The following is a 25,135-nucleotide window of genomic DNA, read 5'->3' as shown; positions in this document are numbered from 1 at the left end:
TCCAGTGACGCGGAGCGTCACGGGCTGCATTCCCACGCGGAGCGTGGGAACGATCAGTTGCGGTGTTTCGGGGGTTAGAGCAATTCAAAGCTCTGCTGTGTCACGTCCTGTGAGTCCAGGCCGATCTGCACGTTGAACTTGCCCGGCTCGGCAGCGTACTTGAGCTGGGTGTTGTAGAACTTCAGATCGTCTTCGGTGATGGTGAAGTGCACGACTTTCTGTTCGCCGGCCTTGAGCATGACTTTCTGGAAGTTCTTCAGTTCCTTGAGCGGTCGGATCATCGAGCCGGTCACGTCCTGGATGTACAACTGCACCACGGTTTCGCCGTCACGCTTGCCGGTGTTTGTCACCGTGATGCTGGCGTCGAGCTTGCCGGTCTTGTTCAGTGTGGTCGACGACAGGGCCATGCCGCTCAGGCTGAAGTCGGTGTAGCTCAGACCGAAGCCGAACGGGAACAGGGGGCCGGTGGTGTCATCGAGATACTGCGAGGTGTAGTTGCCCGGTTTGCCCGGCGTGAACGGCCGGCCAATGCTCAGGTGGTTGTAGTAGGTCGGAATCTGACCCACCGAGCGCGGGATGGTGATCGGCAGTTTGCCCGACGGGTTGTAGTCGCCGAACAGCACGTCGGCGATGGCGTTGCCGCCTTCGGTGCCGGTGAACCAGGTTTCCAGAATCGCGTCAGCCTGTTCATTCTCTTCGAGAATCGACAGCGGACGGCCGTTCATCAACACCAGCACCAGCGGTTTGCCGGTGGCTTTCAAGGCGCGGATCAGTTCACGCTGGTTTTGCGGAATGTTGATGTCCGTGCGGCTCGATGATTCGTGGGACATGCCACGGGACTCGCCCACCGCTGCCACCACGATGTCAGCGTCTTTGGCGGCTTTCACCGCTTCGTCGATCAACACGTTGGCCGGACGCGGATCATCCACCACTTCCAGGGCGTCGAAGTTGAGGAAGTTCAGGTAATCCGTAATCTTCTTGTCGCTGGTGATGTTGGCGCCACGGGCGTATATCAGCGTCGATTGCGCGCCCAGTGCGTTGGTCATGCCGTCGAACAGGGTCACCGATTGCGCAGGGCGACCATTAGCCGCCCAGCTGCCCATCATGTCGATAGGCGCTTTGACCAGCGGGCCGACCAAGGCGATTTTTGCGCTTTTCTTCAGCGGCAGGGTTTCGTTCTGGTTCTTCAGCAACACCATGCTGCGGCGTGCGACATCGCGGGCCTCGGCGCGGTGCAGACGGCTGTCGGCGTTGGTGTCGGCCGGATCATCTTCAGCCTTGCCGATGCGCAGGTACGGGTCCTTGAACAGGCCCATGTCGTACTTGGCGGCGAGCACTTCACGCACGGCATTGTCGATGTCGCTTTGCTCGATCTCGCCCGCCTTCAACAGGCCCGGCAGCTCTTTGCCGTACAGGGTGTCGTTCATGCTCATGTCGATGCCGGCCTTGATCGCCAGCTTCGCGGCTTCGCGACCGTCACGGGCAACGCCGTGCTTGATCAGCTCGAAAATTGCGCCGTGGTCACTGACCGCCAGGCCTTTGAAGCCCCATTCCTTGCGCAACAGGTCGTTCATCAGCCAGGTGTTGGCGGTGGCCGGCACGCCGTTGATCGAGTTCAAGGCAACCATCACCCCGCCGGCACCGGCGTCAATCGCCGCGCGGTAAGGGGGCAGGTAGTCCTGGTACATCTTGACCGGGCTCATGTCGACCACGTTGTAGTCGCGACCGCCCTCGACCGCGCCGTACAAGGCAAAGTGTTTGACGCTGGCCATGATGCTGTCGGCCGCGTTGGCACCGGTGCCCTGGAAGGCTTTGACCATGACGCCGGCAATGCGCGAAACGAGGTAGGTGTCTTCACCGAAGCCTTCGGACGTACGGCCCCAACGCGGGTCGCGGGAGATGTCGACCATCGGCGCGAAGGTGAGGTCGACGCCGTCCGATGCAGCTTCCTTGGCGGCGATGCGCCCGGACAGGCCAATGGCGTCCATGTCCCAGCTCGAGGCGAGGGCCAGCGGGATCGGGAAAATGGTGCGGTGGCCGTGGATCACGTCGTAGGCGAAGAACATCGGGATCTTCAACCGGCTGCGCATGGCCGCGTCCTGCATCGGACGGTTTTCCGGGCGGGTGATCGAGTTGAACGTGCCGCCGATGTTGCCGGCCGCGATTTCCTTGCGGATCAGTTCGCGTGGCATTTCCGGGCCGATGCTGATCAGGCGCAACTGGCCGATCTTTTCATCGAGGGTCATCTGCTTCATCAGGTTGCTGATGAAGGCGTCCTTGTTCTCTAGAGGTGCGGGCGTCGTGGCGGCCAATACGTTATGACTGGCCAGGCTGACGAACAGGCCCAGCAAACACAGCTTCTTCATGAATGGTTTTCTCAAAAGCCTAAACGGCCGTGAATACGCGCCGATCAGCCAAAAGTTAGGGAGCGACTATTGTTGTTCAGGTAAATGCATGCACACTTGCGCAGTGTTTTGCGCTAGGGGCATCTTTTAGCCCATTGGCTCGATGCAATCCAGTGGCGGCGGCAGATTATGCCCCAAGTACCCGGTCAGAAGGGTACAGGTTGTTTTTCAACGGAATGTGCCAGGGAGTGACCCAGATGAATGCAAGACACCACTATCGCTCAAGCCTGCAGGTTGCAGCCTTGATGTGGCTGACCACATTGCTCGCGGGCTGTGGCATCAACACGATTCCGACCCTCGATGAGCAGGCCAAAGCCGCGTGGGGCCAGGTACAGAACCAGTATCAGCGCCGCGCCGACTTGATCCCCAATCTGGTAGAAACCGTCAAAGGCTACGCCAAACATGAAGAAGAAACCCTGACCGCAGTGATCGAAGCGCGGGCCAAGGCAACGTCTATTCAAGTGGACGCCAAGACGCTGGATAACCCGGAAAAACTCAAACAGTTCCAACAGGCCCAGGATCAACTGACCGGAGCCTTGAGCCGTTTGATGGTGGTGTCCGAGCGTTATCCGGACCTCAAGGCCAACCAGAACTTCCTCGCCTTGCAGTCCCAACTTGAAGGCACCGAGAACCGCATCGCCGTGGCGCGGCGTGATTTCATTCTCGCGGTGCAGAAATACAACACTGAAATCCGCACATTTCCCGGTCGCCTGTGGCACACCGTGATGTACAGCGATTTGCCGATCCGCGAAACCTTCGAGGCGACCACGCCGGATGCCGATAAGGCGCCCGAAGTGAAATTTTGATCGGCTGAAGCATCACCACGGATGAGGTCGCCAATGCGCGTGTTGAAAGTGGGGCTGATGCTGGTGCTCTGGGTGTTCGCCCTGACGGCGCAGGCCGAGTTGACGTTTCCATCACTGACCGGACGGGTGGTCGATAACGCCCAGATGATCGAACCGTCGGTGCGCGAGCAACTGACCCAGCAACTAAAGGCCCATGAAACCGCCACCGGCGAGCAGTTGGTGGTGGTCACGCTGCCGGACTTGCAGGGCACCGACATTGCGGATTTTGGCTACCAACTGGGGCGCGCCTGGGGCATCGGCCAGAAAGACAAAAACAACGGCGCGCTGCTGATCGTCGCGCGCGACGAGCGTAAATTGCGTATTGAGGTCGGGTATGGTCTCGAAGACCGCCTGACCGACGCGCAAAGTTCGGTGATCATCAATCAGGTGATCACCCCCGCGTTCAAGGCCGGCAACTTCAGCAAAGGCATCAGCGACGGGGTCGCGGCGATGCTGGTGGTGTTGGGTGGCAGTTCGCTGGATGAACCGTCGACGGTCTATGAACCGCGTGGTGATGAGGACAGCGACTTCATGGCGCGCCATCCCGGCGTTTTTGTGTTTTTGGTGATGCTGTTCATCCTGACGTTTTTTGTCTTGCAGATGCTCGGCATTCTGCCGTCCGGCCGAGGTGGGTCGGGCGGTTCGGGCGGTGGTTTTGGCGGCGGTGGTTTTGGTGGCGGCGGTGGAGGTGGGGGCTTTAGCGGCGGCGGGGGCAGTTTCGGGGGCGGCGGTTCGTCGGGCGGCTGGTGATAACAATAATGAGCAGGCACTTTTAAACATGGCGTTACTGACTGAACACGAACAACGCAAAGTCGCCGAGGCGATTGCCCGGGTCGAGCGTGATACCGACGCCGAACTGGTGACTGTGCTTGCCGCTCGCGCCGACGACTATGCCTATATCCCGCTGCTGTGGGCCAGCCTGCTGGCGCTGATGGTGCCGGGGATCGTGCATTACCTGACCGGCTGGTTGACCCTGCACAGTTTGCTGCTGGTGCAATGGATCACCTTTATCGTGCTGTGCCTGGTGTTCCGCCTTCCGAAAGTCACCACGCACCTGGTTCCGCGCTCGGTACGGCACTGGCGCGCCTCGAACCTGGCGCGTCGGCAATTCCTGGAGCAGAACCTGCACCACACGACCGGCAGCACCGGGATGCTGATTTTTGTCTGCGAAGCGGAGCGCTATGTGGAGATCCTGGTGGATGAAGGGATTTCCAGGCGGCTGGACAACAAGAACTGGGAGGGGATTGTCGCGGCGTTTACCCGGCAGGTGAAACAGGGGCAGACGTTGCAAGGGTTCGTGACCTGCATCGAGGCGTGTGGTGAGTTGCTCAAAGTGCATGTGCCGGTGACGCAAGTGCGTAATGAACTGCCGAACCGGTTGGTAGTGTTGGGCTAGCCGCAACCCAATCCCCGTAGCAGCTGGCGAAGCCTGCGTCCGGCTGCGCAGCAGTCGTAAAATCAGCACACGCGGTGCATCAGGAACACCGTGCTCAGCGGTTTTACGACTGCTACGCAGCCGGACGCAGGCTTCGCCAGCTGCTACAGATCATGCCGTTCGGTAAATAACTGCGTGTCCCGAACGGCCATCCCCCCTAAAATACCCGCCATTCCCCGATTCGCTCCGCCCGAGGCCGTTTTGCCCATGTCCGTCACCGTCAACCCCGCCAGCCTCGCGCCGGATCACCACGCCCAGTTCATCGACCTGCTGCAAACCAGCCTCGACGCCAACGCCTTCATCAAGCTGGTGCTGGCCAAGTACGTCGGCACTGAAACGGATTTGCAGCGCCTGATTGTCAAGCAGCTGACGGTCAAGGATCAGCCTTGCCTGTCCTTCGTCTACCGCTATAAAACCCGCGACATCACCAAGAACCTGCCGCTTGCCGAAGGCGTGGCGACCATCGCCGCGCTGCTGCCGGCGTCGTTCAAAAATGCGCATTTGCTGTCATTGACTGACGAAGCCCAGCTCGAATACAGCAAAAAGGGCAAGTCTTCGCTGTTCAAGAGCAAACCTCAGCAATTGCGTGAAGTGCCGTCCGCCGAACATAACCGCGAGAAGAACCGCTTCCTCGACCTGAGCCGGCCGTTCCTCGCGGACCTTGGCGTGACCAACAGCAAGCATGAGCTGATCCCGGCGATGTCGCGCAAGTGGAAGCAGATCAACAAGTTCATTGAAGTCTTCAGCCATGCGCTGACCACTTCGCCGTTGGCGCTGGACAAGCCGGTACAGGTCGCGGATTTCGGTTCGGGCAAGGGTTACCTGACGTTCGCCATCCATGACTACCTGCGCAACACCTTGAACGCCGAAGGCATGGTGACGGGCGTCGAGCTGCGCGAGGAGATGGTCAACCTGTGTAACGCCGCCGCCGCGAAGCTTGAGCATCCGGGGCTGGTGTTCAAGTGCGGTGACGTGCGCAGCGTGGCGCCGAGCGAACTGGACGTGATGATCGCGCTGCATGCCTGCGACATCGCCACCGACTACGCGATTCACACCGGCATCCGCTCCGGGGCGTCGATCATCATGTGCTCGCCGTGCTGCCACAAACAGATCCGCCTGCAAATCCAGAGCCCGGCGCTGCTCAAGCCGATGCTGCAATACGGCTTGCACTTGGGTCAGCAAGCAGAAATGGTCACTGACAGTTTGCGCGCGCTGTTCCTCGAAGCCTGCGGTTATGAAACCAAGGTGTTCGAGTTCATCTCACTGGACCACACCAACAAGAACAAGATGATCCTGGCGGTCAAACGCGCCGAGCCGGTGAACCCGGCCCAGCTGTTGGTGAAGATTCAGGAACTGAAGGATTTTTACCACATCAGCGAGCACTGTCTCGAAACCCTGCTGCGGGCCGACGGCTACCTCTAAACACTGTGATCTCCTGTGGGAGCGAGCCTGCTCGCGAAGGCGGACTGACATTCAACATCTATGTTGGCTGTGACGGCCCCTTCGCGAGCAGGCTCGCTCCCACATGGGGTTTGATGGCGGTCTTGCGGCCCAACATGACGGTCACGATTACTCCGGCAGCAAACAGCCAGGTGATCGGCTCGATGTGTTCGCCGAAGAACAACGCCGAGAAGGCGATGGTGAAGAAGATTTGCAGCAGCTGAATCTGGCTGACCCGGGCAATTCCGCCCATCGCCAGCCCGGCATACCAGGCAAAGAAGCCGATGAACTGCGAGAACAGTGAGACATAGCCAAACGCCCACCAGGTCTTGGCCGAAATCTCGCCCTGATGTTGCAGCGCCAGGTACATCACCGGCCCGATCAACAGCGGCGTCGACAACACCAGCGCCCAGCAGATCACCTGCCAGCCGCCCATCTCCTTGGCCAGCCGCCCGCCCTCGGCGTAACCCAGACCACCCACCGCAATTGCCCCGAGCATCAGCAAATCACCGGCCTGAATGCTGCCGGCACCGCTGATCAGCGCGTAACCCAGCACCAACACACTGCCCAGCGCGGCGCAGGCCCAGAACGCTTTTGACGGTCGTTCGTGGGACAACCACGCGGCGTACAGCGCCACACACAGCGGTTGCAGGCCATTGACCAAGGCACCGTGGGACGCTGGCAAGGTTTGCATGGCCCAGGCCGACAACACCGGAAAACCGAGAATGACGCCGGCGATCACCAGCGTCAGGCCTTTGACCTGTTTCCAGGTCGGCCATTTCTCCCGTCGCCACAGCAACAGCATCGCCGCCGGCACCGCCGCAAACAGCGCCCGACCGAGGCCATTGAGCAGTGGATGCAGTTCCTGCACGACGATCCGTGTGAAGGGCAGGGTGAGGCTGAAGATCACAACACCGAGCAGGCCGAGGGCCATGCCGGTGTTTTCGCGCGAGGACATGTTGGTAACCAGAGTTCAGAGTGGGGAAATTGTCTTCATCTAGCCACAAACCGCGTTGGCTGCGCTGTTACAGCTAGGCGCAGAGTTATCCGTACAGTTTGAGGGCCCCATCGCGGTCCATCAGGTAGTAGCAGGTTATTACCCGACCTCGCGGATAAGGACTACCTTGAATATTCCTGCGAATATCCCCCAGAGGAGTCCTCCCCATGGCTGCCAAGAAAATCCTGATGCTGGTCGGCGATTACGTCGAAGACTACGAAGTGATGGTGCCGTTTCAGGCATTACTGATGGTCGGTCACACCGTCCATGCCGTTTGCCCGGACAAAACCTCCGGCCAGACCGTGCGCACGGCCATCCACGATTTCGAAGGTGACCAGACCTACAGCGAAAAGCCCGGCCACTTGTTTGCCCTGAACTTCGACTTCGCCAAAGTCGCGGAAACCGACTACGACGCACTGCTGATCCCGGGCGGCCGTGCGCCGGAATACCTGCGCCTGAATGAAAAAGTCCTGGACCTGGTGCGCGCGTTCGACAAGGCTGGCAAGCCGATTGCTGCCGTGTGTCATGGCGCGCAATTGCTGGCGGCGGCCGGCGTTCTCGAAGGGCGCGAGTGCAGCGCGTATCCGGCCTGTGCTCCGGAAGTGCGTCTGGCGGGTGGTACGTTCATCGACATTCCTGTGACGCAGGGCCATGTTCAAGGCAATCTGGCCACAGCCCCGGCCTGGCCGGCGCACCCGAGCTGGCTTGCCGGTTTCCTCGGGTTGCTGGGCACCCAAATCACGTTGTAACGAGGGACTTGTCCATGTGCGAGCTCTACGTCAAGGCCGATCCGATCCTTTACGAATCGCGCTCCCGCTCGCTGCGTATCTGCGGGGTGGTCACCACCCTGCGGCTGGAGAATCAGTTCTGGGACATCCTCAGCGAAATCGCCGAAGTCGACGGTATGACCACCAATCAGCTGATCGCCAAGCTGTATGAGGAGGTGATGGACTATCGCGGGGAAGTGGTGAACTTTGCGTCGTTTTTGCGGGTGAGTTGTATGCGGTATTTGAGTCAGCGGCGGGTGGTTGCGCCGGATTTGTCGGTGGTCCGGGCGGTGGCGAAGTAGCGAATACCGCGTTGACTCAATCGCTAACAGGCTCGCTCCCACAAAGGGCCGGTGTACACCGATCCAATGTGGGAGCGAGACCGGCTTGCCGGCGATGGGGCCCGTCAAGCCACTGACAATCCAGCTGTCAGTCCGTCTCGATCCGCGAATGCTTGCGGGTATCTTTCATGGTCACATACACCAGCAACGACACGGCAATACACGCCGTCACATACCAGTAGTACCCGGTTTCCATGCCAATGCTCTTGAACCACAGCGCGATGTATTCAGCGGTGCCGCCGAAGATCGACACGGTCAGGGCGTATGGCAAACCGACCCCCAGTGCACGAATTTCGGTGGGGAACAGTTCGGCTTTCACCACGGCGTTGATCGAGGTGTAGCCGCTGACGATGATCAGCGCCGCCATGATCAGGAAGAACGCGCCCCACCAGGTTTGAACGGTGTGCAGCGTGGTCAGGATCGGCACGGTGAACAACGTCCCCAGAATGCCGAAGGCAATCAGGATCGGCCGACGACCGACTTTATCTGACAGCCCGCCGATGATCGGTTGCAGGCACATGAACAGGAACAGCGTGGCCGCCGAAATCGTGGTGGAGTCGGAAATGCTCATGCCGACCGTGTTCACCAGGTATTTCTGCATGTAGGTGGTGTAGGTGTAGAACGCCAGGGTGCCACCCATGGTCAGGCCGACCACGGTCATCAGTTCCTTGGGATGACGCATCAAGGTGCGCATCGCGCTTTCCTTGGCTTTCTCTTTCTTGGTGAACGACTCGGTTTCTTCCATGCCGCGACGCAGGTACAGCGCGACTACCGCGCACAACGCGCCGATGGCGAACGGGATGCGCCAGCCCCAGGCGTACAGTTCTTCGGTGGTCAGCACCTGTTGCAATACGATCAGTACCGCCAGCGCTATGAGTTGACCGGAGATCAGCGTCACGTACTGGAAACTGGAGTAGAAGCCGCGACGATCCTTGGTCGCCATCTCGCTGAGATAAGTCGCCGAGGTGCCGTACTCGCCACCGACCGACAGGCCTTGCAGCAAACGGGCGAAAATCAGCAGGATCGGTGCGCCGATGCCAATGGTTTCATAGCCCGGGCTCAGGGCGATCAGCAGCGAGCCGAAACACATCAGGTACACCGAAGCCATCAGTGCTTTCTTGCGACCGGCCTTGTCGGCGTAGAGGCCCATCAGCCAGCCACCGATCGGGCGCATCAGGAAGCCCACGGCGAAGATCGCTGCGGTGTTCAGCAGCTGGGCGGTGGTGTCGCCCTTGGGGAAAAAGGCTTTGGCGAAGTACAGGGAGAAGGCGGCGTAAACGTACCAGTCATACCACTCGACCATGTTGCCGACCGAACCGCTGAAGATCGACTTGATGCGGCTGGCGGTGGTTCTTGCTTTGGCGGGCGCGGCAACCGACCCAAGGGGCAGGGCGTTTGAGTTATCCATTGAAGGATCCTTCATTTTAATTGTTTTTGTGGAGCGCGTTTAAACGCGGCCTGTGGGGGCTATAGCAGGAGGTGTGCCAAGAGGCAGAGGGGCGGTTTAGAGGGGGTTTGAGGCTGGGATGAGCGGAAATCCGCTTATGGAGTTCGGGCTGGCAAGCGGAATTCCGCCGGAGCCGATCATTCCCACGCTCCGCGTGGGAATGCCTCTACGGACGCTCTGCGTCCGGCTTTGGGGACGCAGAGCGTCCCAGGCTGCGTTCCCACGCGGAGCGTGGGAACGATCATTCGCCGAGGAACATCTCGCGCGTCAGTCCATGCCGCTGCATCTTTTCATTGAAGGTGCGGCGTGGCAGTTGCAGTTCCTCAAGTACCGCTTTCACATCGCCTTTGTACCGGGTCAATGCCGCACGCAAACAATGCGCTTCAAACGCTTCCTGCTGCGCCGCCAGCGATTGCCCCGGATCAATCCCCTCCGGTTGCGGTTCGCCCAGCCCCAGCACTTGCCGCTCGGCGACGTTCGCCAGCTCGCGCACATTGCCCGGCCAGTCGTGGCTCAGCAGATGACTCAGCTGTGGACCGGTGAGCGGTGGAAACGTCCGCCCCAAACGCTCGGCGGCATTTTGGGCAAACGATTCGAACAGCAACGGAATGTCTTCGCGCCGATCGCGCAACGGTGGCAAGCGCAACTCGGCGACGTTCAGTCGATAGGCCAAATCCTCGCGAAAACGCCCGGCTCGCGCCTCATCGAGCAGATCCGGTTTGGTCGCGGCGATGATCCGCAAGTCCACGCGAATGCTCTGGTTCGATCCCAGGCGTTCAAGCTTCTGCTCCTGCAACACCCGCAGCAATTTCACTTGCTGGGCCAGCGGCATGCTCTCGATTTCATCGAGAAACAGCGTGCCGCCATCGGCGTATTCCAGCTTGCCGATGCGTTTGCCTTGGGCACCGGTGAACGCGCCGCTCTCGTGGCCGAACAACTCGGCCTCGAACAACTGCTCGGGAATTGCCGCGCAGTTGAGCGCCACAAACGGCTTGTCGGCACGCGGCCCGAAGTCATGCAGGCAACGCGCAACCAGCTCCTTGCCGCTGCCGGTTTCACCCCGGATCAACACGTTGACCGGCAGCGCTGCCAGGTCCAGCACCTGTCGACGCAATGTCTGTAAACCACGGGACACGCCGAGCAAGGTGGCATCGAGTCTGGCGCGGTTGTCGGCCAGTTCGTGCAGGGCACGGTTTTCCAGCACCAGCCGACGCTTGTCCAACGCCCTGCGCAAACTGCTCAGCAGGGTTTCCGGGCTGAAGGGTTTTTCCAGAAAGTCATACGCGCCATCGCGCATCGCTTCGACCGCCATCGGCACATCGCCGTGACCAGTCAGCAAAATCACCGGCAAGTCGGCATCGCGACGCTGCACTTCAGCCAGCAATTCCAGCCCGGTCATGCCAGGCATGCGCACGTCGCTGAGGATCACGCCGGGAAAGTGCGCGGGCAATTGCGCCAGGCACTCATCGGCGCGGCTGAACAACTGCACTTCAAAACCCGACAGGCTCAGCCATTGTTCGACGGCGCTGCGAATGCTGCTTTCGTCGTCGACCACCATCACTGAATTCAGCATGAAACAGGCGCCTCCGGGTCGATGGGCAAGGTCAGGGTAAACACGGCGCCGGTTTCGCCATTGTCGGCACTCAGGCGGCCACCCGATTCGTGAACGATGGCAAACGATACCGCCAGACCAAGGCCCAGGCCATCACCCACCGGCTTGGTGGTGAAGAACGGGTCGAATACATTCGGCAAGTGTTCTTTGGCGATGCCGCCGCCGTTGTCGCTGACGCCCAGGCGCCACAATTGCTCGTCGGCTTCGAGGCGGATTTCCAGACGTTTGCAGGGCGTGTCGTGCATGGCATCAAGGGCATTGCGCAGCAGATTGATCAGCACCTGTTCCAGACGAATCGCATCGCCGCGCACCCACGCCGGACGCGTCAGGTGCAATACGGTGCTGACCTGTTCGTCACGCACTCGGGCGTCGAGCAAGTGCAGCGACTGGTCGACCACCGCCGCCAGATCCAGCCGTTCGCGCAGACCGCTGGGGCTTTTGCGGGCGAAGGTTTTCAGGTGACCGGTGAGGGCCGCCATGCGCGTCAGCATCTCATCCACTGGCCTGAGCGCCTTGTAGGCGTCGTCGACCCGACCGTGATCGAGCAGCAGCCTCAGAGTAGCAAGCTGCATGCGCTGGGCGGTCAGTGGCTGGTTGATTTCATGGGCGAGGGCGGCCGACATTTGCCCCAGGGCCGCGAGTTTGGCCGATTGCACCAGACCGTCTTGAGCGGTGCGCAAATCGCGGGTGCGCTCCTCTACCAGTCGTTCAAGTTCTTCGCGGGTGCGCTGACGCATTTTGGCCAGGCGCCAGCGTTGATTGAGGAACAGCAAAAGAAACACCAGCGCCAGCCACAATCCGGCAGCAGCGAGCGCGGCATTGCGGCTGTCTTCAAAGGCGGCCTGGGGGCGGCGCAGCAGGTGCAGGGTCCAGCCTTCAGTGGTCAGCGGCAGCGATTCCCACAGATAATCAGCCGTGCCGTCGGGGCCCGCGACGCGCCTCAGATCACTGTTGTCGTTGAAGTGCTGCAGCGATTGATAATCCAGGGGCGTCAGCGCTTGTTTGTCATATTGGCGAGTGGCCTTGAGGGCGGCGTGATCGCTGTCGCTCAACGGTTGCAACAATCGATAGCGCCAGCCCGGCTGGTTGGCGATGAAGATGATCCCGCGTGCATCGCTGACCAGCAGGGTGTCGCTGCCTTGGCGCCATTCGCGTTCCAGTTCCGGAAACTCCAGCTTGACCACCATCGCGCCGAGAAACTCGCCGTTGTCGCCGGTGACCGCGCTGGACAGGAAATACCCCGGAATCCCGCTGGTCACGCCCACCGCATAAAAACGCCCGGTGCCTTGGGTGCGCGTCTCACTGAAGTACGGGCGAAAGCCGTAGTTGTGGCCGACATAGCTGCTGGGTAACCGCCAGTTGCTGGCAGCCACGGCGAGGCCGGTGCGGTCGAGCAGTTCGAGGGTCGAGGATTGCGCCGCGCCGTTGATTTTTTCCAGTTTGCGATTCAGCGCGTCCTGCTGTTCCGGCGATACCGTGCCGTTGAGGGCAGCGCGCAACTCCGGGTCCAGCGCCAGCACGGCAGGCAGGGCGCGGTAGCGGTCGATCAGGGTATGCAGGGAATTGGCGTACAGCGCCAGTTGCTGATTGGCGCGCGCGGCGTCTTCGACCAATGCCTGGCGCTCGGCGTGACGCATGGCGAAACCCGCCGCCAGCACGGCGCCGGCGATGATCAGCAAGGTGTACAGCGTCAGGCGTAACGCGCGTGAACGAGCAAACATGGTGTCTGAAACAATCAGCAGTAGGGGCGCGCACCATAACATGGAGTTGCGCCGAAAATTCAGGGCCCGGCGTTGCGGCGCAGGGCCTCAGGCGGCTCTTTTTTCGATGAGGTACCGAGAGACTCTTCCGGCCAGGTTTCTGGCCTGCTTGATCCCGCTTCGGGCGACTTTGAAGTCTTGATCAAGGCTCGACCTGTCGAGGGCACCCGAGTTGACCGGCATATTGAGGGCGCCGATCAGCCGGTCATCGCTGACCGACGCGCCTGCCAGTGTTTCAAGGGCTTGGTTGACCTGCATTTCTACGTCATTGAGATAGGTGTCCAGCGCATCGAGATTGGACGTTATCCTGTCGAGATCGCCTTGACCAAGAGAATCATTGAGCGCTTCGGTCAATTGGGACGCCTGACGCGCGATGGCCAGGGTTTGTTTGAGGTAAGGCACCTTGAGGTGTTTGCCAATGACGCGGGCGGTGGTTTCGATGGCGGTTTTTGTCAGGCCTGCCGAATTTTCCGGGCTGAAGCTTTGTGCCACCGCTTTAACGCTGAATGGCTCGGCGCGGGATTTGCTTTTCAGGTTTTTCACCGATATCGCTGACGGATCCGGGGTGATGGTGTAACCCAGTCCTGTTTCCTCGCCGAGTTTGTCCATGAGTTTGGCGGCCGCTTCAGCGGCAAAAATTCCTCCGACAGCCGCTGTTACGGGGACCACAACAGGTGCCGCCGGCCCCGTCAGGCTGCCGACGCCTGTACCCACTGCGGCGCCAGCCGCCCCCGCATGAAACGTGACGGCGAACGAAGCCACGCTAAAGAGCAATTTCTTGCCCGCCGTTTTGTAAATGTCACGGGTTCGAGTGAGGTTGTAGAGTTGATAATTGAGCTTCTTCAGTTCGCTGTTGACGGTCGATAGCGTGTTTGACGCGTCGATGATCTGTTGTTTTGCAGCGTCCTCCTTTTTCGTGCCGCTGCTGTCGACATAGCGCATCGGGTTGTTCGTCACAAACGCATAGAGATTCAACCCGTCCACATCCCATTCCGGATCGGCACTCACCCAACGTTGCAACCACGGCGCGTAGTAACGAGCTCCGTAGTAATAAAGCCCGCATTCATCCATTTCCTTGCCCGAATAACGGATGGTTTTGTAGTTGACCTCCAATGCAGATACCGCCGTCAACCAGGCCGTACCGCCATACGGGTAATAGCCTTCGTGGCTGATCAGTCGGGCGTTTTGATCCAGTTCCATGAGGCTGGAACCCAGGTGGTCGTCGAGGCTGTAGCGCAGTTGATCCTGGTCGACACCGTCGGGTTTCTTGCTGACCCAATGCAGGCAACGCACGCTGCCCCGACCGCCCGGCAAGGTGATGACGTGCAGCTCTTCGCCGTTGTCGCGGGTGCGGATTTCCAGCCCCGGCAGGTAAATGACCTGCTGGAAGTGGGTGGTCGATGACGTGTGGGTTTCGTGGCGCTTGAACACGCGCGCGCCCTGGCTGTAGCGAAAGAGTTCTTCATCGTTGGGCCCGTCGTAACGTTCAACCAGCGTCGCTGCGGCCAATTGATCGCGGTTGTTCCAGTGCAGGGGCCTTCCAGGGGACGAGGCCCGGAGGTTGCCATGGTGGTCCAACAAGGTGTCGAAATCAGGGACGGGATCTCCTTCTTTCCAGCGCACGCCACGGTTGCTGTTGGGGGCGATGAACATCCGGTGGGTGTAGCCGCCCAACGCACGCTCATGGACCAACTTGATCAGGTTACCGCCACGATCGTACGTGTAGTTCTGTGTGTAGTTGAGGTGGTTGTCGGGATCGCTCGGCAAAGGCTGACCCGGCAGATCAGAATGGGGTGCGGCGTCATGGCCGGTGGCGCTGGCCAGTTGATACAGCGAGTCATAGGTAAAAGCTCGATGACCATCGATGAGCTGGTTTTTGAAGTACACCGGTTTAAACGCGAGATCGTCGATGCGTAACAGGTTGCCGACCCGGTCATAACCGTACTGAAAGTGTTGGAGCAGGTTCTGGCCGGGCACACCGGCGGTCAGGGTATCGAGACGATCATCGGCCTCATCGTACGTCCAGGTGCTGACCACATTGTTGCCGGCCTGTTGCTCGATGATCTGACTGGCGGCGTTATATCGGGCGTTGGCCAGAACGGGCTGCCAGGTTCCTGTGGATTTGAGTTTCAGGTGAACTTGTTTCAATTGCCCCGTGAGGTCGTAATGCATCTGTTGCTGATGATCACCGGCATCGGTCTGGGTCAGCACCAAACCGAGCGGACTGAAAGTCTGATGACGGGTAAAAGTGCCGATATCGCTGAGCGTTCGGCTGTCGCGCAATGTCTGGTCGTGCAGGCTGATACTGTTGAACTCCAGCACGCCTGAGGGATCGACTTGCCTGATCAGTCGGCCGCGCAGGTTGTGCTCGGCGTCGGCCGAGGCATCGGCATAGGTGAAGGTTTCGACGGTCCCTTGAACGCTCTCTTCTGCGCCCACAATGCGCAACTGGTTGTCATAGGTGGTGCACCAGTGGCTGCCTCGCTCATCCCAGCGCTGAAGAATCTCTCCGTCCACCCCGGCCAGGCTCAGGCGCCAGCCTACATCGACGCTGACGACCTTGACCGGCTCGCCGGGGAGGCGGTAAACGGTGGTCAGGTTGGGCACCTTTTCGAACAGTCGCGGGTCCCACTGCGCTACCAAATGACCGAGTCCGTCAAAGTGCTGGCGGGTAATCAGCGCCTCCAGCAGGCCGTTCTGGCGCAGGTAGGCCACTTGGCGAACGGGCAACCCGCGCGGCTCATGGGCAATGACTACGGGGGTACGATAGTCCGGGTTCGTGTTCATTTTTCAGGCTCGCCGTTGCGCCGGTTCATGCGGCTGACTCGGAGACGGTTCTATGCAACTGCTGTCTCGGTTTTCTGGGTTTTGGAACGGGTCTCTCCATCGTATTGACGACCTGGCTCAGTTCCGCCAGCCGCTGATTGGCACCGTCAGCTTCGCTGGATTGCTCAACGACGGCCTTCGCCATTTCCAGCGTTTGACTGATTGCCTCAAATGGCTCCATGCCGGAGTTGAGCAGCTTCATGGCCTGGCGTTGAGCTTCGGAGCTGAGTTCACCCAGTTGTTTGTAGAACATGTCTTGAATTGGCTGCGGGTAGCTCGTGATGCTGTCCGCTAGCTGTTTGATTTTGTCGATGGCCTCCCGGCCGCTACTGACAATACTTTGTGCTCCCTCAATGACTTTGTTCGAGGTATCGACAGCCGTGCCCAAGCCATTTTTGATTTCTTGGGTATGTAGCGTTTGCGCCAGCTGCAATCCTTTCTTGAAAAAGTAATACCGCAGTAACGGCATGGCGATGGCGCCGGCCACCATGCCGACCGCTGCGCCAATGCCGGTGCCGATACCGGGTACAACGCTGCCGAGTGCCGAGGCCACGGTGGTACCGGCAATCGCGCCTTTCAAGATTGATTTGACGCCATGTTTGGACCGAAGGAATTTACCCAGCGTCATGCTCTGACGAACCTCGGCAATGTCGGCGCCTTCGGGAATAAGGCCGTCGAATTCAGTGGCGAGGATGTGTATCTGATCGGCGGCGTTCTTGGCTTTACCGAGTACACCTACGAAATCCCGCCCCAGTTCAAATACGGCTTTGAATGTGCCTGATCTGTCGACGTACAGAAGCGGGTTGTTGCCGACCATCGCATACAGATTCAACCCATCCACATCCCCCGCCGGGTCGGCACTGACCCAGCGCTGCAACCACGGTGCGTAATACCGGGCGCCGTAGTAATACAGCCCACTGTCATCCATTTCCTTGCCCGAGTAACGGATGGTCTTGTAGTCGACGTCGACTTGATTTCCAGCCGCCAGCCAGGCCGTGATGCCGAACGGGTAATAACCTTCGTGGCTGATCACTTGCCCTTGTCGGTCGAGTTCCATGGCACAGGAGCCCAAATGGTCTTCCAGGCTGTAGCGCAACTGATCGGCCTCGATCCCGCCGGGTTTGCCGCTGACCCAGTGCAGGCAACGCACGCTGCCGTGCCCGCCGGGCAGGGTGATCACATGCAGCTCTTCGCCATTGTCGCGGGTGCGGATTTCCAGCCCCGGCAGGTAGACCACCTGGTGAAAATGGGTGAGCGAGGAGGTGTGGGTTTCATGCCGCTTGAACACGCGCACGCCCTGGCTGTAGCGGTAGAGTTCCTGGTCGTCGGGGTCATTGTCGCGTTTGACCCGCGTGACGGATGCCAGCTCATCGAGGCTGTTCCACTGCAAGGTGTTGCCCGGTTGTAATTGCTGAAGATTGCCGTGATGGTCGAACAGTTCGGTAAAGACCGGTGCAGGATCACTCTCTTTCCAGCGCACGCCACGGTTGCTGCCAGGGTCGATGAACATCTCGCGGGTATGCGCGGCGCCATCACGGACATGACGCAAGGTGATCAGGTTGCCGCCGTGATCGTACTCATAGTCTTGCCGGTAGTTGAGCCGATTGCTCGGGTGGCCGGGCAGCGGCCGACCCGGAATATCCGACGGTGGGGCATCGTCGTAACCACTGGCACGGGTCAGCCGGTACAGCGAGTCATAGGTGAAGTCGCGGTGGCCGTCGACCCGCTGATTGGCGAAGTGGATCGGCTGGAACAGGCGGTCTTCGATACGGGTGATGTTGCCGACGCGGTCGTAGAAATAGTCGAGGTGTTGCAGCGCCGGCTCGGCGTTTTTTTGGCTGCGTTGGCTGGTCAGGCGCCCATCGGCCGGGTCGTAGGTCCAGGTGCTGAGCACATTGTTGCCGGCGCTTTGTTCAATGATCAGGCCGGCGGCGTCGTACTGCGCCTCTTTCAAAATCGCCTGCCAGGTCGGGCTGCCTTTTAGCCGCAGCTCAACCTGTTGGAGCTGGCCGCCGACGTCGTACTGCAACTGTTGCTGATGATCTCCGGCGTCGGTCTGGCTCAGTACCACGCCGAGCGAACTGAACGTGCGGCTGCTGCGGTAGGGCGTACCTTCGATCAGGATTCGCGTTTCACTCAGCGGCTGTCCCAGCAGGCTATAGCTGTCGACACTCAAGGTGCCGGAGCGGTCGAGCTGTTCGGTCAGCTGGCAACGCAGGTTGAAATCAGGATCAGCCGAGGCATCGGCATAAGCAAAGGTTTCGACGTTGGGCTGGGCGTTCTCTTCAATCGCGACCGGACGCAACAAGGGGTCGTAGCGGGTGCGCCAATGACTGCCGCGCTGGTCCCAACGTTGAAGCGTTTCACCGCCCACGCCGACCAGGCTCAAGCGCCAGCCGGCATCGACGCTATCGACCTTGAGCGGTTCGCCAGAGAGGCGGTAGACGGTGGACAGGTTGGGGTCGACACCGAACAACCGCGGGTCCCATTGCGCGACCCGTCGCCCGGCGGCGTCATGCCGCTGTCGGGTAATCAGGGTGTCCAGTGGCCCGCCGACGAGGTTGCGCAAGTACGCGACCTGACGGATCGGTAAACCCCGACTATCAATGACTGTCAGGTTCGGGGTGTGCCAATGAACCGAGAGAGTCACTGTTTGCCTGCCTTCAGCCCGGTATCAGGCTGCGCAACGTAGGTGTCGTTGAAATCCAGACTGGTTTTGTACCAAGGGTGGATGATTTCAAGTGCGACATCCTTTTTGGCGTTGATGACTTTGTTCAGGCGCCCCAGCACGTCGTAAAACTTCTGATCGTGATGGCCGAACTCACGCAAGTATTGGTCATTGATGTAGCAGTGCACATTGGCGAAGTACGGGCGAAACACGCGAACCGGCAATCCCTTGTTGTTGTATTCCACCCGTTCGCTGACGCGCCAGCGCGGGTTGGCGGGGGCGACCTTGGGCTTGCCGTCTTCAATCACCAGCTCACCGTTTTCCACCACGAAAGCCGGGCCGGGTTCGACCAGTTGTTTGATCTGCAATGGTCGGCCGAAACCATCCACGAAGGCTTTGACGATCTGGATTTGCTGAAGCACATCGTCAAAGTAGCGGTCGGCGGTGAGGACGACACTGTGCACGGGTTCGCGGGGAGCACTGTGGATCAAGGCAAGCAGTGCTTGTTCAGCCACGGTCAGGAACATGAGCCGAGACAGGCGACGCCGGGCGCTGGCGCGAATATGCAGGCTGGGTAGCACATCACCTTGCTCGATCCAGGCGGTCAGCCAGTCGGGTGTCTGCCTGACGGAGTCGGGGAGTTCGCCCATCCAGCTGAACAGGTCCTTTCGCAATACGCTCGCCGCGTTTTGCAGGGCGCCTTTCGGGTCTTCGATGGCAGGGCCCGGGCGAGGGTCGAGGGGGCGCACGTGCTCAGCGATAGGCCGAAAACCTGCGGGCTTGCCGTCTTCGGTGCCATGGAAACTGATGGCGAGCGGTTGGCCGGACGGTTCGTAAAGGGCTTCCTCGACATTTTCATTGGCATCGATACTGCGCATGAGTTGCAGCGCGTGATAGTCATATTCAAAACGTGCTTCACAACCGTCTGGCTGCCTGACGCTTTCCAGGAACAGGCGGTAGGCGTCGTAACGGGCTGTCGTGATGCCGTGACTCGGCGTTTCGTTGTACTCAAGCACCTTATAAAAGTTCTCGGGAACGTCGTACCTGGCGAAACCGTACCGGGATGACCACAAATTGCGTGCCTTGTCTTCCTCTTCGTCGGCGACTGGGTCCACACCCAGAATCAGGGGCATGTGCGAGTACCCGATCTTTTCCAGTTCGTCCCGGATAACCAGTGACGGCACGGTGTCGTAGGCGTCCAGCGCGGTCTTGTCCAGTTGGGCAATTTCCAGCGGCGCCCGCAGTGCCTCGAATTCCGCCTTGCCATCGGCCAGTGGGGTCTGATCGTCTGTCTTGAGGTAGCGATAGACGGATTGGGTGGTCAACAGTCGCTGAGCGACCCATTGGGGTGACGCGTACAGTTTGAGCAGCCCCTCAAAGGATATGCCTTCGGGGTTCAGCCCTTCGGGTGCAGACCCCTTGGGCAATATCAATGCATTGCCGCGTTGCTGCCAGGGCAGACCCAGTCGCCAGCCTTGCAAGTCCTGCTTCAAGTGAATGAACCGGGCGCGGGTTTCGTTCAGGTAATAAGACTGTTGTGCCGGGTCATGGGCATCAAGCCACCATTTCTTTTCATCGGCGTCGTCAAAGGGCGGTTCATCGCTCTCGGTTCGGCGTCGTGCATAGCTGACCGTGATGGCATGCACAGGCAGGCCGAACTCGTCATGGGCCAAGGTGATTTCATGTCGGCACAGTGGGTCGTTGACGAAGCGTTCGTACTGGTAGCTGATCCTCTCCAGTGGCAAGAGCAGCATGATCGGGTAAGCGTCATGCTCTCCCTTTTTGCGCAGTTCGCGGACCTTGTAACGACTTTCCTCCACCGTGAAAGGCACCTCCGTGGCCGGATCGTCGTCGGCGGCGCAGGTTTCCACCCGCAGCACCGAACCTGCCAGGGCGTGTGCTATTGCTTGAGCGGTGGCCTCGTCGGCGGGCGGGACGGGATCATCAAAATCATCGTTGGGGTGATACTGGCAAAACAACGCGGGTTTTAAGGCAAGGGCCTCGGGATCACGGTTGAAGTAGCCATCGCGTGGCAGGTCGACCAGCCGTCCGGTATGAAACCAGGTGCGGATCAGTGAGGAGGCGGTAAAGCCGTTGTCGCCTTCGCGTGTGCCTGTTTCGCTGTCGGTCTGGCACAGCAGGCCGAAGCCGCGGAACTCCCGGTTCCGGCCATCGTAGTAACCCTGTTGGTACTGGAAAAACTGGTTCAGGCAGTTGCCGGTAATTTCGTCGAGCTGGCGTTGTTGCTTGACCACGGTCACCGGGAACGGCAAGCAGGAAATCGGCAAACGTTTAAGCGTGAGTATCCGGCCCTTTTCATCGAGCCATTCCTGTGCGGAACTGCGATAAACCACTCCTGTGCTGCAACCCATGTTGTTATTACTGGCGACCAGCATGTAAGGCTTGGCGCTGACGAAATCGTAGCGCCAGTGCCGTGGCGACATGTGCGGCACCGTCAGGATCAGGCTCGCGCAACCCAGGCCTTGCAGGTCGGCGAGGGTGACCTGGCACAGGTTGTCGTAACGGATGTTGTCGGGCCAAGGGACGGTGACGGGGATTTGCTCCAGACCATTGCCGCCGTGATTCAAATAGATCTCGAAACAGTCGGACTTCAGGTAAATCAGCGCCGGTGCACCGGAGCCATCCAGATCGGCGATCCGCACGCGCGCCGAGTCGAACGTCGCGTAATCGAAGGGCAGGGCGCTCATGACAAAGCCCTTGCCGAACCGACCATGCCCCAGGTTCGGCCAGCATTTTATTTCGTCGTGCCGGATGCGACACAGCTCGCTCATGTCGCTGCCCAGCAGGTTGCCCAGCATCACCAGCTCGCTGCGCGAATGGCTGAATAGCGGCAGGCTATCGCTGTCCGGTTTACGCGGGACGTCCAGGCCTTGGCCGAAACCGTCCTCACGACGGTTCGGGTACAGGCGCACGCTCCGCGGGCCGATCAGCGCCATCGAGCTAAGACCATTGCCCATAAAGTCGCCGGACTGTGAAAACGTGTGGAAAAACTCCACCGGGAACGCCGTAAAGGGAATGAACCCTGACCAACTGCGATCCGGATTGAGGGTGTGGAAACCGCATGTGCCGGGTGAGGCGAGGATCCAGTCCAGGCGGCCGTCACCGGTCAGACCGGTCAGCGCCTGATAGGCGGGTTGATTGCGATCAGCCACCGGGATCTGCTGCAGCTGCGTCCATGGGCCGTAATGGATGTCATCGCCCCCCGTCATTGCGCGCAAGGGCTCGCGGTAGTACCAGCTCTGGTCGTAACGACAGAGAAAACCGGGCACGCCTTCACCGAACAGATCGACACATTGATGATGCGCACTGTCCTCGATGCCTGGCATGTTTTCGAACGGCAAGAACGGGCTCGACTGGGTATTGAGTTCGAAACCTGAATAGTCGAACTCCACCGGCGGCATGTTTTCCACGGCACCGCTGGCGTCGTACGCCTGATAGTGCGCCGCCACCAGTAGGGTGTAATCCAGCGAAGTTGTTTGGTACTGCAGCAGCAATCGCCGCACGAGCACCGGTTTTGCGCCCAGCTCCTGCGGGAAGTGATGAAACATCAGAACCTGATGACACAGGCGTCGGGTGCTCAGTTCGAAACCGTAGGTGTAGCTGTGGATGGGATCGCTGCGCAGCTGCCACTCGCCGAAACCCTCGCCGGGCGCATCGAATGGCGGCCCGTAGAGCGGTTTCTGTTGCAGGTCGAGCGTGCGCTCGCCGTAATCGAACACCAGATGGAAATGCCAGTCCAGGTTCGCCGGGTTTTCCACCGTCCAGGCGTACAAGTCATTGCTGGCCAAGGCATTGCCGTAACACACCCGGTGCAGGTAGCGCTGGGCACGATAGTCGTGCGAATCATCGGGACTATGGGGCTGATCATCGGGCTTGTAGTCGAAACAGATATGTTCGCCATGGGGGTTCATGCTTTCGAGCAGTAACCACACACCGATACGCGGTGAAGCGTCAGGGTTGGCCGGGTCAACAGGTTCGGCGCGACGCGAAGCGTCGGTCTTGCCATAGACATGCAGGCTGCCATTTGCTCCGTGTACCAGCCAGAAGGGTGATTTTCCCTGCGGTTGCCAAAGCTCGATCAAATCGAATGAACGCTCGACCCTCGGCCAGTAGCGCACTACGCGGTGCTCACCCACATCGAGCTCGCGATAACGCGTTTCGAGTCTGGATTTTGGCCGGCCCTCATCATCCAGCTCGGGCATCAGCTCCTCGCCGCCGGGGCCGACCATGATGTCGACGTCGAGGTAATCGGGCACCCCCTTACTAGTCCGGCGAGTGATTGCATTGATGCCCAGATGCCAGCCAATGCCAAACGGCCCGTTACCGCCCTGGCTGTCATAGCTCAGCACCATCGCGGGATCGAACCCGCGCCCTGCTGAAAGGGGCAGCTGCAATTCGAATGAGGCTCTGCCCGTCACGCCGACGGATCCCCAGCTTTTGCCGATGGTGGCGATCGACGCACTTTTGGCGATGGAGGGTTCAGTGATACTCAGAGACGCTCGGTCTTCCATGGGGCTGATCCTGTTTTTGGCCTGGCGCTCGCCCGTGGCTACGGTGTCGCTTGATGGATCAGACGCTAACAAGATGGGAGCCGTGCGTAACCTGTCAGATCTGACAGGTCAGCGAGGAATTTTTAGATCGAATGGTTTTATTGGTTTTGGTTTTAATGCTGTCGGCGTTAATTGTGAGCAAAAAAACGGCCGGGTCGTCTTTTCAGACAACCCGGCCGCTGTTTAGTCCGCTAAGTGCTTACTGCACTTCTACGGCCAGGCTGTCACTGATCTTCTTCTGCCAGATGGCCGGACCGGTGATGTGAACCGACTCGCCCTTGCTGTCGACTGCCACAGTCACTGGCATGTCTTTGACGTCGAACTCGTAGATCGCTTCCATGCCCAGTTCGGCAAAAGCCACCACGCGGGACTTCTTGATGGCTTGCGCCACCAGGTAAGCCGCGCCGCCGACTGCCATCAGGTAAACGGCCTTGTGGTCCTTGATCGCTTCGATTGCGGTCGGGCCGCGCTCGGATTTGCCGATCATGCCCAGCAGGCCGGTTTGCTCGAGGATCTGACGGGTGAACTTGTCCATCCGCGTTGCGGTGGTCGGACCGGCAGGGCCCACTACTTCTTCGCGCACCGGATCAACCGGGCCGACGTAGTAGATGAAGCGACCCTTGAGGTCCACTGGCAGGGTTTCACCCTTGTTCAGCATCTCGACCATGCGCTTGTGCGCGGCATCGCGGCCGGTGAGCATCTTGCCGTTGAGCAGGACGGTTTCGCCCGGCTTCCAGCTCTGCACTTCTTCCGGGGTCAGGGTGTCGAGGTTGACACGACGGGCCGACGGGCCGGCTTCCCAGACGATTTCCGGGTAAGCGTCCAGCGGTGGCGCTTCCAGGGATGCCGGGCCGGAACCGTCAAGCACGAAGTGGGCGTGACGGGTGGCGGCGCAGTTCGGGATCATGCACACCGGCAACGAAGCGGCGTGGGTCGGGTAATCCATGATCTTCACGTCGAGCACGGTGGTCAGGCCACCCAGGCCCTGGGCGCCGATGCCCAGTTGGTTGACCTTCTCGAACAGCTCCAGACGCATTTCTTCAATGCGGTTCTGTGGGCCGCGAGCCTTGAGCTCGTGAATGTCGATGGATTCCATCAACACTTCCTTGGCCATGACCGCGGCTTTCTCGGCGGTGCCGCCGATGCCGATGCCGAGCATGCCCGGTGGGCACCAGCCGGCGCCCATGGTTGGAACGGTCTTGAGCACCCAGTCGACGATCGAGTCGGACGGGTTGAGCATCGCCATTTTCGACTTGTTCTCGGAACCGCCGCCCTTGGCTGCCACGTCCACTTCCACGGTGTTACCCGGAACGATGGAGTAGTGGATAACGGCCGGGGTGTTGTCCTTGGTGTTTTTACGAGCGCCCGCCGGGTCGGCGAGGATCGAGGCACGCAGGACGTTTTCCGGCAGGTTGTAAGCCCGGCGCACGCCTTCGTTGATCATGTCGTCCAGGCCCATGGTGGCGCCATCCCAGCGCACGTCCATGCCCACACGGACAAACACGGTGACGATACCGGTGTCCTGGCAGATCGGGCGGTGGCCGGTGGCACACATGCGCGAGTTGATCAGGATTTGCGCAATCGAATCGCGCGCGGCCGGCGACTCTTCACGCAGGTACGCTTCGTGCATCGCCTGAATGAAGTCAACGGGGTGGTAATAAGAAATGAACTGCAGGGCGTCGGCAACGCTCTGAATCAGGTCGTCTTGCTTGATCACGGTCATGAGTCGCGCTCCTCTAAAAGACGGGAACATTCAATAAGGTGCTTGCAGCTTGGGTGCATCGGTCGGTTGCAAGCACCTTTCAAGGCACGCCGGGGCTGCTGGCGCGACGCTAAAAAGGCGCGGCAGTATAGCGCGCCTCGGTGGCGGGCACACCCGCCGGTAGTCAATCGTTGGTCGCATAACCCCGCGACCCTTGTAGCAGCTGGCGAAGCCTGCGTTCGGCGGCGAAGCCGTCGTCAATTCAGGCACCTCGGTGTCAGGCAGGCCGTGGACGCAGGTTTGCGACGGCTTCGCCGCC

General features: G+C 60.0%; 16 protein-coding genes. 7 read left to right on the top strand and 9 right to left on the bottom strand.

Annotated features, from left to right (window positions below):
- Nucleotides 1–74 precede the first annotated feature (74 nt).
- The gene (gene bglX, locus PMI22_RS15875) at nucleotides 75–2,366 is read right to left on the bottom strand and encodes a beta-glucosidase BglX (RefSeq protein WP_007945640.1); all 2,292 of its coding nucleotides are present in this window, start codon (nucleotides 2,364–2,366) and stop codon (nucleotides 75–77) included.
- A 236-nt stretch (nucleotides 2,367–2,602) separates the two neighbouring features.
- Here bglX and PMI22_RS15880 point away from each other — a divergent pair, with 236 nt between their 5' ends.
- The 4 genes from PMI22_RS15880 (at nucleotide 2,603) to PMI22_RS15895 (ending at nucleotide 6,107) form a co-directional block, all read left to right on the top strand.
- Complete coding sequence (locus PMI22_RS15880; protein ID WP_007945639.1) at nucleotides 2,603–3,211, top strand: LemA family protein; 609 nt, start codon at nucleotides 2,603–2,605, stop codon at nucleotides 3,209–3,211.
- A 33-nt stretch (nucleotides 3,212–3,244) separates the two neighbouring features.
- The gene (locus PMI22_RS15885; RefSeq protein ID WP_007945638.1) at nucleotides 3,245–4,000 is read left to right on the top strand and encodes a TPM domain-containing protein; all 756 of its coding nucleotides are present in this window, start codon (nucleotides 3,245–3,247) and stop codon (nucleotides 3,998–4,000) included.
- A 28-nt stretch (nucleotides 4,001–4,028) separates the two neighbouring features.
- A complete protein-coding gene (locus PMI22_RS15890; protein WP_007945637.1) occupies nucleotides 4,029–4,646 on the top strand; it encodes a TPM domain-containing protein in 618 nt (205 codons plus the stop codon).
- 246 nt (nucleotides 4,647–4,892) lie between these two features.
- Nucleotides 4,893–6,107 carry a class I SAM-dependent methyltransferase gene (locus tag PMI22_RS15895; protein ID WP_007945636.1) on the top strand — a complete coding sequence of 405 codons (1,215 nt, stop codon included), beginning with the start codon at nucleotides 4,893–4,895 and terminating at the stop codon, nucleotides 6,105–6,107.
- A 58-nt stretch (nucleotides 6,108–6,165) separates the two neighbouring features.
- Here the strand turns inward: PMI22_RS15895 and PMI22_RS15900 are convergent, their stop codons facing one another.
- A complete protein-coding gene (locus tag PMI22_RS15900) occupies nucleotides 6,166–7,083 on the bottom strand; it encodes a DMT family transporter (protein WP_007945635.1) in 918 nt (305 codons plus the stop codon).
- Nucleotides 7,084–7,289: 206 nt separating this feature from the next.
- Here PMI22_RS15900 and PMI22_RS15905 point away from each other — a divergent pair, with 206 nt between their 5' ends.
- Nucleotides 7,290–7,871: a DJ-1/PfpI family protein gene (locus PMI22_RS15905; RefSeq protein ID WP_007945634.1), complete on the top strand. Its 582-nt coding sequence runs from the start codon at nucleotides 7,290–7,292 to the stop codon at nucleotides 7,869–7,871.
- Between the two features lie 14 nt (nucleotides 7,872–7,885).
- On the top strand, nucleotides 7,886–8,191 hold the full coding sequence (locus tag PMI22_RS15910) for a ribbon-helix-helix domain-containing protein (protein WP_007945633.1): 306 nt from the start codon (nucleotides 7,886–7,888) through the stop codon (nucleotides 8,189–8,191).
- Between the two features lie 127 nt (nucleotides 8,192–8,318).
- On the opposite strand, the gene PMI22_RS15915 is transcribed toward PMI22_RS15910, so the two are convergent.
- The 6 genes from PMI22_RS15915 to PMI22_RS15940 all read right to left on the bottom strand — a co-directional run bounded on the left by PMI22_RS15915 (nucleotide 8,319) and on the right by PMI22_RS15940 (nucleotide 23,075).
- Nucleotides 8,319–9,638, bottom strand: coding sequence for an MFS transporter (locus PMI22_RS15915; RefSeq protein ID WP_007945632.1), 1,320 nt, complete (start codon nucleotides 9,636–9,638; stop codon nucleotides 8,319–8,321).
- 280 nt (nucleotides 9,639–9,918) lie between these two features.
- Complete coding sequence (locus PMI22_RS15920) at nucleotides 9,919–11,250, bottom strand: sigma-54-dependent transcriptional regulator (protein ID WP_007945631.1); 1,332 nt, start codon at nucleotides 11,248–11,250, stop codon at nucleotides 9,919–9,921.
- Nucleotides 11,244–13,052: a sensor histidine kinase gene (locus tag PMI22_RS15925; protein ID WP_007945630.1), complete on the bottom strand. Its 1,809-nt coding sequence runs from the start codon at nucleotides 13,050–13,052 to the stop codon at nucleotides 11,244–11,246. Before PMI22_RS15925 ends, PMI22_RS15920 begins: the two co-directional genes overlap by 7 nt.
- 45 nt (nucleotides 13,053–13,097) lie before the next feature.
- Nucleotides 13,098–15,836, bottom strand: a complete 2,739-nt coding sequence (locus PMI22_RS15930; RefSeq protein ID WP_007945627.1) for an RHS repeat-associated core domain-containing protein — start codon at nucleotides 15,834–15,836, stop codon at nucleotides 13,098–13,100.
- A gap of 25 nt (nucleotides 15,837–15,861) precedes the next feature.
- Nucleotides 15,862–18,525 (bottom strand): RHS repeat-associated core domain-containing protein, encoded by a 2,664-nt coding sequence (locus tag PMI22_RS15935; RefSeq protein WP_007945626.1) that lies wholly within the window; start codon nucleotides 18,523–18,525, stop codon nucleotides 15,862–15,864.
- Complete coding sequence (locus PMI22_RS15940) at nucleotides 18,522–23,075, bottom strand: SpvB/TcaC N-terminal domain-containing protein (RefSeq protein WP_007945625.1); 4,554 nt, start codon at nucleotides 23,073–23,075, stop codon at nucleotides 18,522–18,524. The genes PMI22_RS15935 and PMI22_RS15940 overlap by 4 nt, the downstream gene beginning before the upstream one ends.
- On the opposite strand from PMI22_RS15940, the gene PMI22_RS0129390 reads away from it, so the two are divergent.
- On the top strand, nucleotides 23,074–23,301 hold the full coding sequence (locus PMI22_RS0129390) for a hypothetical protein (RefSeq protein ID WP_033049213.1): 228 nt from the start codon (nucleotides 23,074–23,076) through the stop codon (nucleotides 23,299–23,301). The two genes, PMI22_RS15940 and PMI22_RS0129390, sit on opposite strands and share 2 nt — an antisense overlap.
- Nucleotides 23,302–23,313: 12 nt before the next feature.
- Here the strand turns inward: PMI22_RS0129390 and PMI22_RS15945 are convergent, their stop codons facing one another.
- Entirely contained in the window at nucleotides 23,314–24,837 is a 1,524-nt protein-coding gene (locus tag PMI22_RS15945; RefSeq protein ID WP_007945624.1) for a fumarate hydratase, read from the bottom strand.
- Nucleotides 24,838–25,135: the final 298 nt, after the last annotated feature.

Source organism: Pseudomonas sp. GM21, from assembly GCF_000282215.1.
GTDB lineage: Bacteria > Pseudomonadota > Gammaproteobacteria > Pseudomonadales > Pseudomonadaceae > Aquipseudomonas.
Note: the sequence above shows the minus strand (reverse complement) of the source record. Positions and strands in the feature narration are given on the sequence as shown.

What these genes read in the sequence shown, in the direction of transcription:
- bglX (WP_007945640.1), bottom strand. Translation starts at nt 2,366, where the DNA reads ATGAAGAAGCTGTGTTTGCTGGGCCTGTTCGTCAGCCTGGCCAGTCAT.
- PMI22_RS15880 (WP_007945639.1), top strand. Translation starts at nt 2,603, where the DNA reads ATGAATGCAAGACACCACTATCGCTCAAGCCTGCAGGTTGCAGCCTTG.
- PMI22_RS15885 (WP_007945638.1), top strand. Translation starts at nt 3,245, where the DNA reads ATGCGCGTGTTGAAAGTGGGGCTGATGCTGGTGCTCTGGGTGTTCGCC.
- PMI22_RS15890 (WP_007945637.1), top strand. Translation starts at nt 4,029, where the DNA reads ATGGCGTTACTGACTGAACACGAACAACGCAAAGTCGCCGAGGCGATT.
- PMI22_RS15895 (WP_007945636.1), top strand. Translation starts at nt 4,893, where the DNA reads ATGTCCGTCACCGTCAACCCCGCCAGCCTCGCGCCGGATCACCACGCC.
- PMI22_RS15900 (WP_007945635.1), bottom strand. Translation starts at nt 7,083, where the DNA reads ATGTCCTCGCGCGAAAACACCGGCATGGCCCTCGGCCTGCTCGGTGTT.
- PMI22_RS15905 (WP_007945634.1), top strand. Translation starts at nt 7,290, where the DNA reads ATGGCTGCCAAGAAAATCCTGATGCTGGTCGGCGATTACGTCGAAGAC.
- PMI22_RS15910 (WP_007945633.1), top strand. Translation starts at nt 7,886, where the DNA reads ATGTGCGAGCTCTACGTCAAGGCCGATCCGATCCTTTACGAATCGCGC.
- PMI22_RS15915 (WP_007945632.1), bottom strand. Translation starts at nt 9,638, where the DNA reads ATGGATAACTCAAACGCCCTGCCCCTTGGGTCGGTTGCCGCGCCCGCC.
- PMI22_RS15920 (WP_007945631.1), bottom strand. Translation starts at nt 11,250, where the DNA reads ATGCTGAATTCAGTGATGGTGGTCGACGACGAAAGCAGCATTCGCAGC.
- PMI22_RS15925 (WP_007945630.1), bottom strand. Translation starts at nt 13,052, where the DNA reads ATGTTATGGTGCGCGCCCCTACTGCTGATTGTTTCAGACACCATGTTT.
- PMI22_RS15930 (WP_007945627.1), bottom strand. Translation starts at nt 15,836, where the DNA reads ATGAACACGAACCCGGACTATCGTACCCCCGTAGTCATTGCCCATGAG.
- PMI22_RS0129390 (WP_033049213.1), top strand. Translation starts at nt 23,074, where the DNA reads ATGGGGCTGATCCTGTTTTTGGCCTGGCGCTCGCCCGTGGCTACGGTG.
- PMI22_RS15940 (WP_007945625.1), bottom strand. Translation starts at nt 23,075, where the DNA reads ATGGAAGACCGAGCGTCTCTGAGTATCACTGAACCCTCCATCGCCAAA.
- PMI22_RS15945 (WP_007945624.1), bottom strand. Translation starts at nt 24,837, where the DNA reads ATGACCGTGATCAAGCAAGACGACCTGATTCAGAGCGTTGCCGACGCC.